This is a genomic window from Sporosarcina sp. P33 (assembly GCF_002077155.1).
Lineage (GTDB): Bacteria > Bacillota > Bacilli > Bacillales_A > Planococcaceae > Sporosarcina.
Map to the genome: position 1 here is coordinate 1504593 of NZ_CP015027.1, position 17794 is coordinate 1522386.

The following is a 17794-nucleotide window of genomic DNA, read 5'->3' on the forward strand; positions in this document are numbered from 1 at the left end:
TATATCTCTACCGGCTTACATAATTGATTATTCCAGACCCATCTCTTCTTTCACTGCTTGTGAAATCCGCTCTGCATATTCGATACATTGTGCTTCCGTCTCGGATTCGACCATTACACGTACAAGCGGTTCTGTACCGGAAGGGCGCACAAGAACTCTTCCCTGCCCGTCCATTTCCTTTTCCACTTCATCGATGACACTGACAATTCGCGCATTATCCATCACCGCATATTTATCAGCCACTCGGATATTTACTAATTTCTGAGGATAAACCGTCATTTCACTCGCCAGCTCAGACAGTTTCTTGCCTGTCTGCTGCATGATATTAACCAATTGCAAAGCCGTCAGCAAGCCGTCCCCGGTTGTATTATAATCCATGAAGATAATATGGCCGGATTGCTCGCCGCCCAGATTATACTCATTTTTACGCATTTCTTCTACGACATACCGGTCACCTACGGCAGTTTGCACACTCTTCATTCCGAACTTTTCCAGCGCTTTGTAAAAGCCCAGATTACTCATTACGGTAGAAACAATGGTATCAGATTTTAATCTGCCTTTACTATGTAAATATCGTGCCACGATAAACATGATTTGGTCTCCGTCTACGATATTACCTTTTTCGTCCACTGCAATCAGACGGTCCCCGTCCCCGTCAAAAGCAAGTCCGATGTCGGCATTCTTTTCAACGACAAGTGCCGCAAGTGCTTCCGGATGAGTAGATCCAACTCCGTCATTAATGTTCAGTCCGTTAGGTGATGCGCCCATTGTAGTAAGATCTGCATCCAGGTCAGCAAATAGATGCGTCGCCAAAACAGAAGTCGCCCCGTGCGCGCAATCTAGAGCCACATGTATATTTTCGAAATCTTCATCCACTATCTGTTTTAGATATTGAATATATTTCTGACCGCCTTCAAAGTATTCTGTAATCGTTCCGACTTCACCGCCAACCGGGCGCGGTAATGTATCTTCCTCTGCGTTAAGAAGCTGTTCAAACTCTTCTTCCTGTGCATCGGTCAATTTAAAACCATTCTCTCCAAAGAACTTGATCCCGTTATCTTCCACGGGATTATGCGATGCGGAAATCATGACGCCTGCCTGCGCGTTCATAACACGTGTTAAATACGCCACGCCAGGTGTACTGATGACGCCGAGCCTCATTACTTCTACGCCGACAGATAACAATCCCGCAATCAATGCATTTTCAAGCATGTAGCCAGAAATGCGAGTATCTCTTCCCACCAGCACTTCTGCCTTTTCAGCTGCTTCTTTAGTGAATAAATAACCGCCGATTCTGCCCAATTTAAATGCAAGTTCAGGGGTTAGTTCCGTGTTGGCCACACCTCTGACGCCATCTGTTCCAAAATACTGTGTCATGTTTTATATACTTCCTTTCAATCTTGTCTTAGTAGACTGCATTTGCTTGACGCTTTATGATTCTGTTTCAGCGTCTGCTTTCTTCGATTCATCGGATATTTCCCCGGAGACTTTCACTTGCGCTTTTACTTTAGCAGGTGTCACTTTTGTGATTCCTTCCGGTTTCTTAACATCCAGTTCAATTTTTCCCGATTTACTGATCTTGCTCAAATCAAGCTCTACCGGAATTTCTTTTACTGCATCCACTGTACTTTTCGGTCCCGAAATTCGCACGAATTTATCTTCCAGTACGGCGCTTTCAATTTCTATATTTCCTGTTGACTGTCCCTTTTCTTTCAGCTTCACACGCGCTTCGCGGCTGTACTCCTGAATGTCTACTTTGACCGTTACTTCTTCAGGGTTCAATGTAACGGAAAGCTTATTTAAATCCCGGTCCAGTACACGCACACGTGACTTTTGCTCGAACGGCTTATTCAAACTGCCTTCACCTGTTACGGATACTTTCACAAAGCTGATTGCATCCACAACACTTTTCGCCCCTGTTACATTGATCACAGCTGGCTGGACGTCCATGCTCTTCACTTCATAGCCTTCAGCAAGTAATCTCGTATTCATTTCTGGATCAACACGGAATGTCTGAGTGACTTTCTCTTCTATATTAATACTGACTGTGCCCGGTTCAAGGCGCACGTCCAGCTTATCTGATATATTCTCCGCTTGGATCCGAACATTATGTTCGCCCAGCGTCAAGTTTTGTAAATCTAGCTTTAATGTAAAGTCTTTCAGTAACTTTGTAGTCTGCACAATATTTGTAGGGCCTTCGATTGTCATATTAACCATATCAGGAACACCCGTTACTACCAGGTTTTCTGTATCGTAGTACACCTCTACAGGAACGTCCTGTATAAGTTCAAATACATCGCTCGTACTGTTGCGGTTGGAAGGATCTTCTGATTTTACTGAAAGAAACAGCATAATTGCCAGAAAAAGTGCAGTCAGACGCAGAAACCAAGGACTGTCCATAAATTTATCCATTTTTTCTCTTCCCCCACTTCCATAGAGAAGTATCAGCTTGGCCTGTCGTGTTACCGAACCATGAAATACGCAATATTTTCTCGAATTCTTCAATATCCAGTTTACGATTGATTTCTCCATCTGTCGCTATACTGATGGCACCTGTTTCTTCAGAGACAATGATCGTCACAGAATCCGTAACTTCACTAATGCCGAGAGCTGCACGATGCCGTGTCCCCAGTTCTTTGGAAATAAATGGACTTTCCGATAATGGCAAGTAACAGCCCGCAGCAGCGATACGGTTTTTCGTCACAATGACGGCACCGTCATGCAGTGGAGTGTTTGGTATAAATATGTTAATAAGTAATTCAGATGTAATATGTGAGTTCAAAGGAATACCTGTTTCAATATATTCGCTAAGACCTGTTTCTTTCTCAATCGTGATTAAGGCACCAATCCGCCGTTTTGCCATATAGCTGACAGATTTGACAAATGCCTCAATTAACCGATCCCGTTCTTCCTCTTCCTGCATGGCGGTTCTTGCAAATAATCTCCCTCTGCCCAGCTGCTCCAATGCTCTGCGCAGTTCTGGCTGGAATATGATAATAGCAGCGAGGAAACCGAATCTGAGAACTTCTTCCATCATCCACTGGAGAGTTTTCAAACCAAGCCATTCCGTGATGTAACGGCCGATTAGGATAACAAAAATCCCTTTCAGTAATTGGACGGCTTTTGTTCCTTTAATAATGGTGATTAATTTATAGAGTACGAACCAAACCAGAAGCACATCCACAATGTTTTTCAGTATTTCTATTGGTGCTAATGTTGTTACTTGCTCCAAACCCGGCATGTGCTTCCCCTACCTTTAAAAAAGTTCTTATTTATCCAGTATAGCATAATTCCCGGCTGACATGCCTAACTAAACGGTAAGCCGCGGACGAAAAACCGCATCAAAAAAGTGATGCCGAAGCACCCCGGCCGGCATCACTTTTACATCATATTAATCCGTTTCAGAATTTTTTCCGCTTGACCCAGGCAGCACTTCTTTTGCGGTAGTTTTAATCTTATACCAGAGCCAATCGAATATTTCATTGATCTCTTCACTGGATCCTGTAATCACTGCAGTAGATGCCATATACTTAGAACCGCGGATGACGGTGACGTTTCCGTCAACTCGGCCTTCCACTCGTAAATTTCCATTTTTCACTACCAGATCACCTGTCACCGTCTCACCGGCAGGAACAATTACCGTTTCCCCTTCAACGATCACATTAGGCTGCTTGGTAAATGAAAATTGCTGTTCGTTTTCAAAGCTGGCGAAAAACGATGAGCTCATTAAAAGTAAAAATAATGCTGCTGCCGCCATGAACGGATGCTGACGGAACCATTTTGCCGGGCCTTTTTTTACCGTCTGCCTCGGTAATCTGGCTGTTACGCCACTGACAAATCCGGCAGGCGCTTCCAGCACATCGAAACTTCCGAGTAACGTGACCGTCTCATCGAGTTCCTCAAACATTTTCCTGCACTCTTCACATTCATCCAAGTGCTCTTTCATAATCTGTTCTTCTTCATTGGTAAGCTCACCATCAAAAAATGCATGTATATAATGGACAACATGTTTAGGACATTTTTCCACGAATCTAACCTCCTACATACTCCCCATTTGTTGCCGGAGCGCTTCTCTTCCGCGATGTACCCGTGTTTTTACTGTTCCGAGAGGCATCTCCAAAATGTCGGCGATTTCCTGCAACTGCAGGTCTTCCATATAACGTAATATAATAATTGTGCGATATTTTTCAGGCAGCCTGTTCACTTCATACTGAACACGTTCTTTTGTTTCCATCTTCTCTACTTCTTCTTCCGGTAATTGCTGCTCTTTTGCAATTTGAGAATACATATCTAAGCCTTCCGTTCCTGGTACCGTCGCATCCAAATAATAATCGGGCTTTTTCTTTCGAATGCGGTCAATGCACAGATTAGTCGCAATACGGTACAGCCAGGTAGAAAATTTCCGCTTTTGGTCATAGGTTTCCAAGTTTACGTAAGCCCGTACAAATGCCTCCTGTGCAATATCCTCCGCTTCTGCCGCATTATTCAGCATCCTGTAGCACACTTGATACAGACGGTGCTGAAAATGGATGACAATTTCCTCAAAAGCTTCCTGATTTCCATTTAATACTTCTTTTACACGTTTAGTTATTAATTCGTCCAATAGACTCCACCCTCCGCTCTATGCGGCTGTCCCTTTATATACGTTGGAAACCTCATTTGGTTTCATTTTTCTCAACAATTCACAACCATCTTTACTTTACCATTATTTCCAAGCATAGGCATAGAGTTTATATAAATAAAAAGTGAGTGAATCCCCATGGGTTCAATCACTTTTTCGGAACTATAATAACTTTTCACCAAATAACGACCCGAGAAGGCCAACCGCCACATCAGCTGTTTTATTGTATTCATCCAACATTGGGTTCACTTCAACGAATTCAGCAGATGTAATGACATTTGCATCCTGAAGCAGTTCCATAGCCAGATGGCTTTCCCGGTATGTGATTCCACCCGGCACCGGCGTTCCGACGCCTGGGGTATAGAGCGGATCCAAACCATCTAAATCCAGTGATAAATGAACACCGTCAACTTGTCTGGAAGCAAAATGTTCCAGGGTTTGCCTGATTACCGCCGACATGCCGAACCTGTCGATTTCATGCATCGTAAACACTTTTATACCTTTTTCTTTAATCAGCGCACGTTCACCGGGATCCACTGAACGTGCCCCTATGATCACGACGTTTTGTGGAATAATCTTCGCCCCGTCATGGTGTACGTTCACCAGTTTTTCATGGCCGAGTCCCATGCTGACAGCCAGCGGCATTCCATGTATATTGCCGGACGGCGAGGTCTCAACTGTATTCATGTCTGCATGCGCGTCATACCAGATGACTCCAAGGTTATGATAGTGATCTGCAAGACCTGCCAGTGTGCCTATAGCAATACTGTGATCGCCGCCCAGAATGAGGGGGAATCTCTTTTTTCTCACTATACCGGAAACAGATTGAGCGAGCTGTTCGGCCGCCTCTGTCACCTCCTGCAGATTCCTCAGACCGGCTGTGGTACTCCTATCGTTATGGACAGGGGAGACAGCAATATTCCCTTCATCCGTCACACGATGTCCTAATGCTAGCAGCCGCTCTATTGCACCTGCATATCGAATAGCACTAGGCCCCATATCCACACCCCGCCGGCTTTGTCCGAGATCAACAGGCACGCCAATTAAGGAAATATCCAGATTACGCATAGCACTCCCTCCTTCGATTTCTGTTTATCCTTTGTATCCAAAACGGCATTCTTCCATCTTTTTTACCGCTTTGAATTCCATAGGCCGGCCATAGTAATATCCTTGGCCTTCACGGCAGCCTAAATCATATAGCATCTTTGCCTGTTCAGGCATTTCAATCCCTTCAGCGACCACGTTCAATCCAGCCGTATCCGCAAGTGTCACGATCGCTTTGACGATAGCCTGGCTGTTTTCATTCTCCAAAATGTCACGGACAAATGCCATATCAATTTTCAGTGTATCGGCAGGCAATTCTTTAATATAACTGAATGTGCTGTAGCCTGTGCCAAAGTCATCAATCGCTACCGTAACTCCTTCACTTCGGAGTTTCTGAAGAGATTTCTTCATGCCTTCCGTATCTATGAATGAACTCTCCGTTAATTCCAGTTCGATCATATCTGATGGCACGTTGTATTCTTTTATAATAGCCAATACCGAATCCGCAAAGCCCTCTTCTTTCATTTGGACAGTGGACACATTTACTGCAAATCTGCAAAACTTGCCCGCCTGCACTTCCAAAGCCGCACGTTTGCATACTTCACGCAGAATCCACTCACCAAGCGGTACGATTATTTTAGTTTCTTCCGCAAGCGGTATGAATTTCACCGGCGAAATAATTCCCAAATCCGGATGTTTCCAGCGTACAAGCGCTTCGACACCTGTCAGTTCGCCAGTATCTAACAGCACCTTCGGCTGGTACTCAAGGTAAAAGTGCTGCTGTTGGACACTTTTCCTCATTTCATTTTCTAACAAAGTGCGCTCAAGCGACAGTTTCGATGTGCCCGGCTGATACATTTCACTGTCTGCTCCGCCGCGCATCTTTACTTTACCTAATGCCAGCGTGGCTTTAGTGACTAAGTCTGAAGGCTGATTGGCATGTTCCGGATAAATAGAAATCCCGCAGCTGACCGATAATGTATAGTTTTGCTGTCCAACTTGAATAGGCTGCTGTAAATATTGACGAATATCTTCCGCATGCTGAAAGAAATCATCCTGATTTTTGAAACCTGTGATGATGAACGCAAATTCATCACCTGCGGTTCGGGCCAGCAGGCTTTCCGGACCGGTTCTTTTTTTCAGACGTTCGCCTACCATGGCTAATAAGTAGTCGCCCGCTTCGTGACCGAGTAAATCGTTCGCATACCGCAAACGGTCGATATTAATATGGACAAGAGCAAACACCTGATTCCGGGTGCGGGCTCTTTCAAATGCAAGTGCCAGCTGCTCACGGAAGGAGTTTCGATTCATCAGAGAAGTTAACTGGTCGTTATACACAAGGTATTTAATTTTCTCATCTGATTTCACACGCTCTGTAATATCACGCATGACAACTAACAGTTTCTCTCCATACTCTATCGATTCTTTTACTATATCAATCTTCGCCTCCATAATATGCAGACCATTTTTGCTGTCCAGAAAAGAATATTCCAAATTCATCGCTTGACGCTGATAGCCGAAAAATTGCGAAATTTTCTTTTCTGCCTGCTGGCGGTTCTTTTTATAAATATAAGAATAGAATGAGCTGGCGTATAAAGCAGATGCCGAATGACCGAGAAGCTTTTCAAACGAAGGGGAAGCATAATAAAATTTCCCTTGCCGGTCAATGATCGCAATAAAATCAGATGCATTTGCCGTAATGATTTCATATAGATCAGATTGTTTCCGTATTTCCTCTTCCATTTTCTTTCTTTCCGTGATGTCATAACGTATTGCAATATATTGATAAGGCTTTCCTTTTTCATTCAGGAATGGAACGATCGTAGTATCTACCCAATACGTCGAACCATCTTTTGCACGGTTGCAAATATCGCCGCGCCAAGTGCGGCCGTTTCCAATGGTAGCCCACATCTCTTTAAAAAACGAAGCATCGTGGTAGCCCGAATTCACAATACGCTGATTCGCGCCAATTAACTCTTCAACGGGGTACTTTGAAACTTTTTCGAAATGATCGTTGGCATACCGAATCGTTCCATGTGAGTCAGTAATTGCGACAATTGCTGCTTGTTCCAATGTGTAAGCTATGTCGCCAAGAACTTTTTGTAATTCTTTTTCACTACTCGCACGGACAAATTTATCCATATTATTCAAAAATTCTTGCATAGCTGTATCACAATCCCTATGTATGGTTATTTTTCACTGATCACAGGAGCGTAACTACCTATAAACTGTTATAGATTATTATACATGATTATTCAAATTCTTCTATATGAACTGCTAATTGTTTACACAAAAAAATCCTATATTATATAAAATAATAAGGATTTGACATATTTCATATTAATTTTTTGCTGTAAGGTAAAATGGCTGGGGTAGCTGGATTCGAACCAACGAGTGACGGAGTCAAAGTCCGTTGCCTTACCGCTTGGCTATACCCCAACGTGCAGCTGGTTATACTTCTTTAAAGGTAATACAAACATGGTGGTGGGGGACGGATTCGAACCGCCGAACCCGGAGGGAGCGGATTTACAGTCCGCCGCGTTTAGCCACTTCGCTACCCCACCGTGTTAAAATTGCGATAAGCTTCGCATTGCTGCGTCAGGCTTCATTCGCTCAATCAGTCACGTACCAATGTACGCTCCTTCTTTCTCTCACTTGCTTCCTTGCACTGCTCGCTTCTCCCAATTTTAACGGGATGGCGATAAGCTTCGCATTGCTGCGGAGTTTTTTAAATTAAATGGTGACCCCTACGGGATTCGAACCCGTGTTACCGCCGTGAAAGGGCGGTGTCTTAACCGCTTGACCAAGGGGCCATTAAAGATTCTCATGGAGCTTCCAGCCGGGCTCGAACCGGCGACCTCTTCCTTACCATGGAAGCACTCTACCTGCTGAGCTATGGAAGCATAAAAAATGGCTCCGCAGGTAAGACTCGAACTTACGACCGATCGGTTAACAGCCGATTGCTCTACCACTGAGCTACTGCGGAATAATGTAAAATAATAATCACAATCTCTTGCGACAAAAATCATTATAACACGTCCAACAAGTATGTGCAACAATTAATTTCTTATCTCTCAAGCCTTTTTTATTATAAGCGGCATATTCATATACGTCAAGGCTTTTTCATACAATAGTTTAGACTTCCATTGCGTAAGGAGATTGGTATGCTGAAAAAACTCCTCTTTTTATTTGTACTTGCTGTTTTATGTTTGACGTTTATTCCCCAATTGACCAAGCCTTCTTCTACCTTGGTGACTGTTTTTAAATTAACTGAAAACCCGGCAGTTATTGTAAAGGGTGCACAAGGTTCTGCCCTGACCGTAAATATTTCATTTGGAGAGAAAGAAGTTGAGGAACTGCTCGGACAGCTGACCAAGCCTTACCCGCTGTTATTTGTAGACAGTGACTGGGCTTCCCGGTTTCCACATCTCGCCGAAGAAATAAAAAAACGTTCAGTACCTGTTGCATTGCTTGGCGTCCAGGGCCAATCATACGAAACGGATCTAAACCTTTTCGCTGAGCAGCTTAGCCAATTTGAAAAGATATTTGCCGCCCGCCCTCTATGGTTCCGTACGGCGGATGAAGAATTTCCCTCGTCATTGCTTCAACAATTACAGAAAGCAGAAATCAATGCTTTAGGTTCCACTGTTCAGTGGAAAGAAGGCAAATTGCCTAAAGCCTCCAAAGGAGAAATCATTTCTGTTTCTTATCACAGCGGTGGACGGCCAAAGATTTCTGATGTCAAACGTCTTATGGAAAGCCGCACGTATCAATCCGTAGAAGACCTGCTATTTAGGCCGACTGTGAAAACCAAAAAAATTCCACAATGAAAAGAACTGACGGAGAAGCCTCCCCGTCAGTTCTTTTTAGATTTAGCTGTTTGTTTTTTTGCCTTTTTTCTCTCTTCACGGCGTTTATCCAGTTTTTCTTTATCCACATCGGATTGTTTATTGTATTTAGGCAATACTAATAACTGATACGCATTCACAGCAAGCAGCGGGAATAACAGAATCGTTACCCACTCATCTTTATTTCCTGAAGTGACCATCAGCGCAGGCAGCCATTCAAGCGTTGTAATGACAATCATGAAAAATAATGCAGAAATCAACGCATGTTTTTTTGTCCATTGCGCTTTAAAGTATGCCGTTACCGATGACACAGCAATCAGAGTGGCAAGTAAGAAAATGTATAGAACAGTACGCCCTGTATCGTCTTTCGTTAATTGGAAACGGAAAAAGACCAGATCAAAAAGGACGACCGCTATTATTAACATCTGCACCCAGTTCCATAAGGTCAGTGTTCTGAACATATTGACGCCGAATTGATGCACGGTCAGATAGGCGAAGAAACCCATCTGCGCGACCACACTCATCGTGAATCCTAAGAAAACCATCCATAAAAAGGCACCAAGAAACTGCCAGATCTCGCCTGCCTGTAAATATCCGTAAAAAAAGTCCCAACGTACAATCAGCCCGACAACTGCTGTAATCGCTCCGCCAATTGCCATTGCGCGCAAGAAAAATTTAACCCAATTTCGTATTGTCACTGCACTGTTCCCCTTTTTTTCATATCCCTTCTAGTGTATCAACGTTCGACAAAAAAATCTATTTCATTGAACGAATCATGCATATTCCTTCTTATATTGTGAACAATAAATGAAAATACAAGTGGAAGGTTGAGTGGAATGAAAAAATTAGCCGGTCTTTTTCTATTCCTTCTATTCCTTACGGGTTGCAGCGGAGGACATCAGGCAGCACCAAGCTATGATGAGATGAAAAAAATGATGACAGATGCGATCCAAACGGAAGACGGAAAAAAAGCACTTCGTAAATTGATGACCGACCCTGAGTTTCGGGAGTTGCTGGTACTTGAACAGCCAGAAGTCAAACAAAGTATTGAGAACGTATTACTTTCCAAGGAGGGGGAGCGTTTCTGGAAAACCGCTTTTGAAGACCCTAAATTCACGGAAGCAATTGCTAAAAGCATGAAGAAGCAGCAAGCTGATATTATGAAGGATCTGATGGGGGATGCTTCATTCCAGAAAGATTTGGAAAAGTTTTTCGGCCAGCCCGATATGATGAAGCAAATGGAAAAGATCGTGAACTCCGCCACGCTAAAGAAAGAAATGGAGAAGGCGGTGGAGGACACCATCAATAGCCCGCTCATGCAGGCAAAATGGCAGGAGCTCATCATGAAGTCAGGAAAAGGGGCTGCTGAAGAAGGCGGAAAAAGCGGCAGTAAAGATCAAAAAACAGACGGAGAAAGTCAATGACTTTCTTCGTCTGTCCTAACTTACTTTTCAGTTTTTTCAATAACCGTATCGGCAACCTGCAAGTAGATTTGGCCAATCGGATGGTTTTCCGCGTAAACGGAAGGTGCAAAATCTGTATCATTCCAGTCCGGCTGACCAAGAGGGATTTGTCCTAATAATTCTGTACGGAGTTCTTCAGAAAGACGTACGCCTCCGCCTTGCCCGAAGACATATTCTTTCTCTCCGGTTGTTTTAGATTCGAACCAGGACATGTTTTCAACTACACCGAGTAATTCGTGATCCGTCTGAAGCGCCATAGCTCCAGCACGGGCTGCAACGAATGCTGCGGTTGGATGCGGAGTCGTGACAACGATTTCTTTGGAAGCCGGAATCATTTGATGGATATCCAGCGCTACGTCCCCTGTTCCTGGCGGCAAATCAAGCAATAAATAGTCGAGTTCGCCCCATTCCACATCACGGAAAAATTGATCGAGCACTTTGCCGAGCATAGGCCCGCGCCATACTACAGGTGCATTGTCTTCAACAAAGAAACCCATTGAAATGACTTTGACGCCAAAACGCTCAACCGGCATTATACGATTTTCCCGCACTTCCGGCATGGACGTGATGCCCATCATATCCGGCACACTGAACCCATAAATATCGGCGTCAATCAAACCGACTTTCTTGCCGCGTCGTGCTAAAGCGACTGCCAAATTGACCGAGACCGTCGATTTCCCGACGCCGCCTTTACCGGATGCAATCGAGATAAATTCAATAGAAGATAAAGGAGATAAAATATCTTGTGTTTCTGATTCCGTAGCTGTGCCGCGGAATTGCTCCAATACTTCTTTTGGCAGTTCCTCAAAACGGATGCCTACCGAGTCGGCCCCTGCCTCTTTTAAAACTTCCACTACTTTCGATTGAAGCGTCAATTGTTCACCGGTATTCACTTTCGCAATCGCGACTTTAACACTGACATGCTGTTTCTCAGGTTTGATAGTTACATCTACAATACCATTCGTTTCTGCCAATGTTTTATGTAAAAACGGATCTTTCAATGCGCCAATCAGTTCACGGACTTGTTGTTCATTTATCACATTCAACACTCCTTACTGAATTCTTTCACTCCCCTCCAGTATATCATATTCACTATCCTCTAAAACGACATATGCTTTATTGTTCTTCGGCATGCTGGTATTTCACAATTCCATCTACAATTGCTGCCGCCACTTTTTTCTGATAGGACTTACTTGACAATAATTTTCGTTCTTCCGGATTTGACAGAAAGCCCGTTTCCACTAGTACTGCCGGGACCGGTACCTTTTTCAGTAAATAAACACCGGTGATTTTCATCGCTTCCCGCTCCGTGTTTTTCAGCTGATCCCGCAATTCATCCTGGATTGACGTTGCCAGCTGTTTGCCGTCAGGATGACCGCCTGGATGATAAAATACTTGGGCACCTCTCCAGCGCTCTTCTGGGATCGCATTGACATGCACACTGATGAACATGTCCGGCTTTGATTCTATCGCCATGCTTTCACGCAGTTTCAAATCTGCAAACTTTCTGCTCCGCAAAGAACCAAAACTTTCTGACGGCGCGTGCTCCGCTACCGCATCTCCTTCTTTCTCTCTCGTCATCTGTACAGTTGCCCCTTTTTTCTCAAGCAGTTTACGTACTTCATGGGAAATATTTAATGTAATGTCTTTTTCAATGATTTCGCCTGCGGACGCTCCGCCATCCTCACCGCCATGCCCCGGATCGATCAAGATGTTTACACCGCCAAGTTCTGCAGGCAGAAAGAATCCGCGATCCGATGCTTTAACGCCATACCATACACCGCCCAACGAGAAAAAAACCAGCAACCCTGCTACAAGCCACTTTTTCATCTAGACACCGCCTTTTTCTTTCACTATACGCTTGGACTTTTGCGGTTATGTCTCAGCAGTGCGCTAAACGAAGCAGCAGGATCTTTTCTTACTATGAATTTACGATTCTGATGTAGACGCGTCGCGGACATTTACAGTCTTTGCGAACAGATGCATCGGATTATTTCACATGACAGATGGTCTTGTATCCGACTTTACGGCTCTACACATTTTTCACTGGAATATATGTCATCAAAAACTGCCCAGGAAGTTGGACGCTTCCTGGGCAGTTTATATTTACTTATTATATTGTTTCGCCTTCCCATGCCAGCATTCCGCCGGTCATGTTGGTTACGTCAAACCCTTCGTCTGCCATAATCTCCTGCGCACGTCCGCTTCTGCCGCCCGAACGGCATACGAGGATGTATGGCGTTTCTGTATCCAGGTCGTGCATTTCGATCGGCAGGTTGCCGAGAGCAATATGTGCTGCTCCCGGGATGATGCCTTGTGCTACTTCGTCATCTTCGCGTACATCGATAATGTTCAGCTCTTTACCGCTTTCCAGCTGTTCCTGCACTTCTTTTGCAGTCAATTCTTTTAACGTCATGAGTGGTATCCTCCAAAGTGTATAATATATCCTTATTCTATCCCGCACGCTCGGGGATTGTCTATTGAAATGAACTGACAGTTACGGCAGCAATTCTTTCGTTGTATGTCCCCTGTTTTCCCATAATCTTGTCGTATTTGCAACATCAACGATTACAGGTATATAGCGCTCCGCTTTTTCAACAGGCAGTTCCAGCCCCGCAATGAACATAGACATCTCACCCATGAAGTCTCCGCCGCTCACCTGCAGATTGAATACCAGTTCCCTTACTTCTTCTTCTGCATGGAGCTCATCACCGAAATCTTCTATTAACATGCTTTTTAATTTTAGTTGTTCCTGTGTCTCTTGTATGTATTCTTCGTCAATAAACCGCAGCAGCTCTTCTTTAGCCGGTACATAATATGGTTTTCCAGCCGCCGCTTGCTCCAGCTCCTCTTTTTCATCGCCTTCACTTGCCGCCTCCGCGATAAATTTATCCAAATCAGCATAGACAAAATGCTCTTCCAGTTTCCCCCTGACCTGTCCGGACTGCAGCAGACTGTTCAGTTCGTCCGGTGTAATCATGTCTTCGTTTTGTTCATTAAAGATCCCCGCTACTTGATCAATCGGTACGATGCCATATAAATTTGTACACGCAATAATATACTCCATTACTAATTTTTCATTCATTCAATTCCCCACCCTATATTTTCACTGCTATTTTATGTACACTTTCTCAATGTATTGTAACAAAACTATTTCGCCGATGCATGACAGCCGGTAAAAAGGATTCCATTGATCACTTATGCCCTCACTGTAATATACTATATCAACTAGAAAACCAGGAGGTATTGTATGGGTGCCATTACGGGTAATGAGTTTTTACATCGAATTAATCAGCAGAATACAGAAATTTGGCTCGATGGACAGCAAGTAAAGGGACCGATTTCGGAACACCCTGCATTTAAAGGACTCCTTAAAACGAAAGCTTCATTGTACGATTTACAGATGGCTCCATCACATAGTCCGATTATGACCTATGCCTCGCCTGTCTCAAACGAGCAAATCGGCATCTCTTACTTACAGCCCAAAACGAAAGCTGATTTACTGAAGCGCAGAGTGATGACAGAACAGTGGGCGCGTCTTACCTGCGGACTGCTTGGGAGAAGCCCCGATTACCTCAATACAGTCATTATGAGTTTCGCCTGTTCCTCTCCTTTTTTGCTCGGCAAGGACAATTGTTTTCCCGAGCATATTCAAGCGCTGTATGAACGTGCAAGAGAAAATGATTTATCTTTCACCCATACCTTTGTTACACCACAGGTCAATCGCTCCATGAGTGCTTTTAATACTTCTGACGAACCAATTTCCGCGAAAATTATCGGCAGCACTTCAGAAGGCCTGATTATTAAAGGAGCCAAGCTGCTTGCGACACAGGGCGGTGTTACAGATGAGGTTTTTGTATTCAGTACGCCTTCTTTCCTCGGTGATCCTGATGAAGCATTTGCATTCTCCATACCTTCCGACACGAAAGGTCTGCGTTTCATTTGCCGGGAGTCATTTGTGGGCGGAGAATCGGCATTCAATTATCCGCTCAGTTCCCGGTTTGAGGAATTGGATGCAATTGTAGTTTTTGACGAAGTTATTGTGCCATGGGAGCGTGTCTTTTTCCATCATAATTCGGAAGTTGCGGCGAACTTTTTTTCTATGAGCTCATTTCATCCGTTCGCCACCCACCAAGTAATCACCAGGCAAATCGTGAAGACAGAGTTCTTGTTGAGTCTGGCAGAACAGCTCGTCCAGACGATCAATGCAGGCGAATATCTGCATATACAGGAGAAGCTGTCTGAAATCATTATTGGGCTAGAAACGATGAAGGCATTACGCGATAAATCAGAGGCAGACGCCGCAATCGATCAATGGGGCTATATGTGCCCGAGCCCGGTCCCCCTTAAAGTAGCCAGCAATATCTTCCCGAAGATTTATCCGCGCTTCAGCGAGATCATCCAGCTGATCGGTGCAAGCGGCATGGTCGCGCTGCCTACAGTTAACGACTTTCAATCACCTATTCAGCCTGATCTCGCAAAGTATTTGCAAGGGGCTGCGAAAACCGCGGAAGACCGCGTGCAGCTGTTCCGGCTTGCATGGGATTTAACAATGAGCGCATTCGGTACTAGGCAAACACAGTATGAACGCTATTTCTTTGGTGATCCTGTCAGGCTGGCTGGGAACTTATCCAAATCGTATCCAAAAGATCAGGGGCAAGATATGATTGACCGCTTACTTTCAAGATATGAATAGTCAATGAATCGGTGAGTCATCCTGTTTTCACGGCAGGATCCTGAATGAAACAACGCCCCTGTGCCATATTATCAGGTACAGGGGCGCTGTTTTATTCGGCAGGCAGTTCTTGAAAATCAATTTTGATGAATTTCCCTGTTTCAGCTGAATAGGTGACTGTCACCAGCACTGCAAACTCGCGATCATCTTCTCTTAACCATAGCCGAAATTTCTCGACACCCGTTACTCCGTGTGTATTGGTTGCTATGTGCAGATAGTCCGTGACCTCTGCCAGAGGATACTTATGCATCGTTTGCTTGACTGCCAGTCGTGACCATTTCGCATATGCGGGCGTCTCGACGGCACTGGCTGCCGCAACAGGTACATCGATATATGCCGACCCGCCTGCCATAAAAACCCCAAGCGCCATGCTCAGTTTCCGAATGATAGCGCACACCTCCCTCAGAAGTAGCATGCGCTATTTCAGACCATTCGATTCCATGCAAAAGAGTTCGTCAAATCCCGGATGCTGTCCGTATTTACTTGGTAACGGTTTGTTCTTCCTGCACACCAGGCCACATCTGCTTCGTATACGCCATGTCCCAAAACATATACTCATAACGCGTTGTATTAAGGAAGATTTCTTCCAGCCTTGCTAATTCTTCCTCCGGTTTGCCCGCCGCTGTTTCATTCATCAGGTCGAGGCACCAGTCCGCAAGCTCGCCGAATTCCTCTGACGAATACATGCGTACCCAGTCACCGTACAGCGGGTGTTCTAAAGCCCCCGGCAATTCAGCGAGCTCTTTGCCGATTTCTCGATAGCTCCACGCACACGGCAATAATGCGGCCACTACTTCAGCCAAAGATCCATTTTGACTGACGTGCAGCATATAGTGAGTGTATGCAAGAACAATGGGCGAAGGCTTGGCATTTTCCAGCTCTTCTTCCGTAATACCAAATTGGGCTGCATATTTTCGATGAAGATCCATTTCGGTAGTTAGCGTACCATTAAGCAGCGCAGCAAATTTCCCCATCATTTCCACATCTGCGGCCTTCATTGTGCCTACCGCAAATACTTTTGCATAATCGATTAAATATAAATAATCCTGCACCATATAGAAGCGGAACTTCTCCTGATCCAGTGTGCCGTTTCCAATCTCTTGAACAAATGGATGGCTATGATTCTGTCTCCAGATTGGCAATGTTTTCTCTAACAATCGCTCAGTAAACTTCATTCAGACTCTCCCCTTTTTTCTTAGTAAATGAAAAAACCACTTCTTGACCAGAAGTGGCGGAGAGACATCACTGAGCATAAGTAATAAGCCTAGCAGTGTCTGCACCACTTCCTTACGCCGGTATGAACCGGATCAAGTTAAAGGGTTAAAGCGATACGCTTCTCTCAGCTCCAAAGAGCACCCCTAGCGGTAACAATTATTTCATTTATACGTCCATTTTAGGCATAGATTGTCAGAAAGATCAAATTGTTTCAAATGATGCACTGATGAATGTGTGCGAAGTCTGGATCATTCTGCTGACATCGGGCTGCACTGATAACCTTATGCATACTGGCTTTCATCCGGCGCGATTCTCTATTCCAGATGTTCTTTCAGCTTTTTCTGCACGTCTTCTTCTATCTTTTGTACACGTTCATCTTTTAGTTTGCGTCTTGGCTTAGGATGAAACCATTCGATTTCTCCATTAATAAAAGTTCCTTTAAACTCCTCGCCCTGCACCTTTAATTTAAACACTTGAAGCGGCCGAGTTTGATTTCTGCTGATGGAGCGTTCAATCTCAATGTCTTCTGCTTCATCTCTGATCCCGTGCTCGGATAACAGTTCCAAAACTTTAGCTTCTATGGCGTTTACTTCTTCTTCGCCGACATCTTGCTTAGGATGCGGATGAAGCCACTGGATTTCACCTTCATGATAGTCACCTTTATACTTCCGGCCGTCTATAATAAGCTTAAACTGATTTCGCTCATAATGCCTGTCTTCAAAAACTTTTTCCACTTCAAAGTCGTCTACCACAAGAAACACCTCCCGAATAATGTTCATACCTTGTAAATAGTGAATTTTTCTGCTTCAAGACCCTCCTTCAGACAAAGACTTCTCGCCTGAAGATTAATTTCCCTGTCATGCCAATT

The 17794-nt window shown here is 44.3% G+C and carries 18 protein-coding genes, 5 tRNA genes and 1 riboswitch; of the genes, 3 read left to right on the forward strand and 20 right to left on the reverse strand.

Features of this window, described 5'->3' with window-relative positions:
* Positions 1–27: 27 nt before the first annotated feature.
* The 12 genes from glmM to SporoP33_RS07580 form a co-directional block, all read right to left on the reverse strand.
* Entirely contained in the window at positions 28–1377 is a 1350-nt protein-coding gene (gene glmM, locus SporoP33_RS07525) for a phosphoglucosamine mutase (RefSeq protein ID WP_081243145.1), read from the reverse strand.
* 54 nt (positions 1378–1431) lie between these two features.
* Positions 1432–2412, reverse strand: coding sequence for a CdaR family protein (locus SporoP33_RS07530; protein WP_081243146.1), 981 nt, complete (start codon positions 2410–2412; stop codon positions 1432–1434).
* Entirely contained in the window at positions 2405–3241 is an 837-nt protein-coding gene (gene cdaA / locus SporoP33_RS07535; RefSeq protein WP_081243147.1) for a diadenylate cyclase CdaA, read from the reverse strand. The genes SporoP33_RS07530 and cdaA overlap by 8 nt, the downstream gene beginning before the upstream one ends.
* Before the next feature lie 150 nt (positions 3242–3391).
* The gene (locus SporoP33_RS07540; protein WP_081243148.1) at positions 3392–4027 is read right to left on the reverse strand and encodes a zf-HC2 domain-containing protein; all 636 of its coding nucleotides are present in this window, start codon (positions 4025–4027) and stop codon (positions 3392–3394) included.
* Between the two features lie 12 nt (positions 4028–4039).
* Positions 4040–4603, reverse strand: a complete 564-nt coding sequence (gene sigW / locus SporoP33_RS07545; RefSeq protein WP_081243149.1) for an RNA polymerase sigma factor SigW — start codon at positions 4601–4603, stop codon at positions 4040–4042.
* Between the two features lie 180 nt (positions 4604–4783).
* Positions 4784–5689 (reverse strand): arginase, encoded by a 906-nt coding sequence (gene rocF, locus SporoP33_RS07550; RefSeq protein ID WP_081243150.1) that lies wholly within the window; start codon positions 5687–5689, stop codon positions 4784–4786.
* Positions 5690–5713: 24 nt separating this feature from the next.
* Positions 5714–7828, reverse strand: a complete 2115-nt coding sequence (locus tag SporoP33_RS07555) for a sensor domain-containing protein (protein WP_081243151.1) — start codon at positions 7826–7828, stop codon at positions 5714–5716.
* Between the two features lie 201 nt (positions 7829–8029).
* Positions 8030–8104, reverse strand: a tRNA-Gln gene (locus SporoP33_RS07560).
* Positions 8105–8144: 40 nt separating this feature from the next.
* Positions 8145–8229, reverse strand: a tRNA-Tyr gene (locus SporoP33_RS07565).
* A gap of 174 nt (positions 8230–8403) precedes the next feature.
* Positions 8404–8478: transfer RNA gene (locus tag SporoP33_RS07570), tRNA-Glu, on the reverse strand.
* 14 nt (positions 8479–8492) lie between these two features.
* Positions 8493–8568, reverse strand: a tRNA-Thr gene (locus SporoP33_RS07575).
* Between the two features lie 8 nt (positions 8569–8576).
* Positions 8577–8651, reverse strand: a tRNA-Asn gene (locus SporoP33_RS07580).
* A gap of 178 nt (positions 8652–8829) precedes the next feature.
* On the opposite strand from SporoP33_RS07580, the gene SporoP33_RS07585 reads away from it, so the two are divergent.
* The gene (locus SporoP33_RS07585; protein ID WP_081243152.1) at positions 8830–9495 is read left to right on the forward strand and encodes a polysaccharide deacetylase family protein; all 666 of its coding nucleotides are present in this window, start codon (positions 8830–8832) and stop codon (positions 9493–9495) included.
* A gap of 26 nt (positions 9496–9521) precedes the next feature.
* On the opposite strand, the gene SporoP33_RS07590 is transcribed toward SporoP33_RS07585, so the two are convergent.
* On the reverse strand, positions 9522–10211 hold the full coding sequence (locus SporoP33_RS07590) for a KinB-signaling pathway activation protein (protein WP_081243153.1): 690 nt from the start codon (positions 10209–10211) through the stop codon (positions 9522–9524).
* 138 nt (positions 10212–10349) lie between these two features.
* On the opposite strand from SporoP33_RS07590, the gene gerD reads away from it, so the two are divergent.
* Positions 10350–10937 (forward strand): spore germination lipoprotein GerD, encoded by a 588-nt coding sequence (gene gerD, locus SporoP33_RS07595; protein WP_081243154.1) that lies wholly within the window; start codon positions 10350–10352, stop codon positions 10935–10937.
* 20 nt (positions 10938–10957) lie between these two features.
* Here the strand turns inward: gerD and SporoP33_RS07600 are convergent, their stop codons facing one another.
* From SporoP33_RS07600 to SporoP33_RS07615, 4 genes are all read right to left on the reverse strand, one after another.
* The gene (locus tag SporoP33_RS07600; protein WP_081243155.1) at positions 10958–12016 is read right to left on the reverse strand and encodes an Mrp/NBP35 family ATP-binding protein; all 1059 of its coding nucleotides are present in this window, start codon (positions 12014–12016) and stop codon (positions 10958–10960) included.
* Positions 12017–12092: 76 nt separating this feature from the next.
* Entirely contained in the window at positions 12093–12806 is a 714-nt protein-coding gene (locus SporoP33_RS07605) for an N-acetylmuramoyl-L-alanine amidase (protein WP_081243156.1), read from the reverse strand.
* A gap of 283 nt (positions 12807–13089) precedes the next feature.
* Positions 13090–13392, reverse strand: coding sequence for a rhodanese-like domain-containing protein (locus tag SporoP33_RS07610; protein WP_081243157.1), 303 nt, complete (start codon positions 13390–13392; stop codon positions 13090–13092).
* 81 nt (positions 13393–13473) lie between these two features.
* Positions 13474–14061, reverse strand: a complete 588-nt coding sequence (locus SporoP33_RS07615; protein ID WP_081243158.1) for a hypothetical protein — start codon at positions 14059–14061, stop codon at positions 13474–13476.
* Positions 14062–14226: 165 nt separating this feature from the next.
* On the opposite strand from SporoP33_RS07615, the gene hpaB reads away from it, so the two are divergent.
* Positions 14227–15672, forward strand: a complete 1446-nt coding sequence (gene hpaB / locus SporoP33_RS07620) for a 4-hydroxyphenylacetate 3-monooxygenase, oxygenase component (RefSeq protein ID WP_081243159.1) — start codon at positions 14227–14229, stop codon at positions 15670–15672.
* A 91-nt stretch (positions 15673–15763) separates the two neighbouring features.
* Here the strand turns inward: hpaB and SporoP33_RS07625 are convergent, their stop codons facing one another.
* The 3 genes from SporoP33_RS07625 to SporoP33_RS07635 form a co-directional block, all read right to left on the reverse strand.
* Positions 15764–16081 carry a DUF3889 domain-containing protein gene (locus tag SporoP33_RS07625; RefSeq protein ID WP_231293320.1) on the reverse strand — a complete coding sequence of 106 codons (318 nt, stop codon included), beginning with the start codon at positions 16079–16081 and terminating at the stop codon, positions 15764–15766.
* A gap of 109 nt (positions 16082–16190) precedes the next feature.
* Positions 16191–16886: a thiaminase II gene (gene tenA, locus SporoP33_RS07630; protein WP_081243161.1), complete on the reverse strand. Its 696-nt coding sequence runs from the start codon at positions 16884–16886 to the stop codon at positions 16191–16193.
* A 92-nt stretch (positions 16887–16978) separates the two neighbouring features.
* Positions 16979–17081, reverse strand: a riboswitch (TPP riboswitch).
* A 159-nt stretch (positions 17082–17240) separates the two neighbouring features.
* Positions 17241–17678, reverse strand: a complete 438-nt coding sequence (locus tag SporoP33_RS07635; RefSeq protein WP_231293321.1) for a HicA family toxin-antitoxin system — start codon at positions 17676–17678, stop codon at positions 17241–17243.
* Positions 17679–17794: the final 116 nt, after the last annotated feature.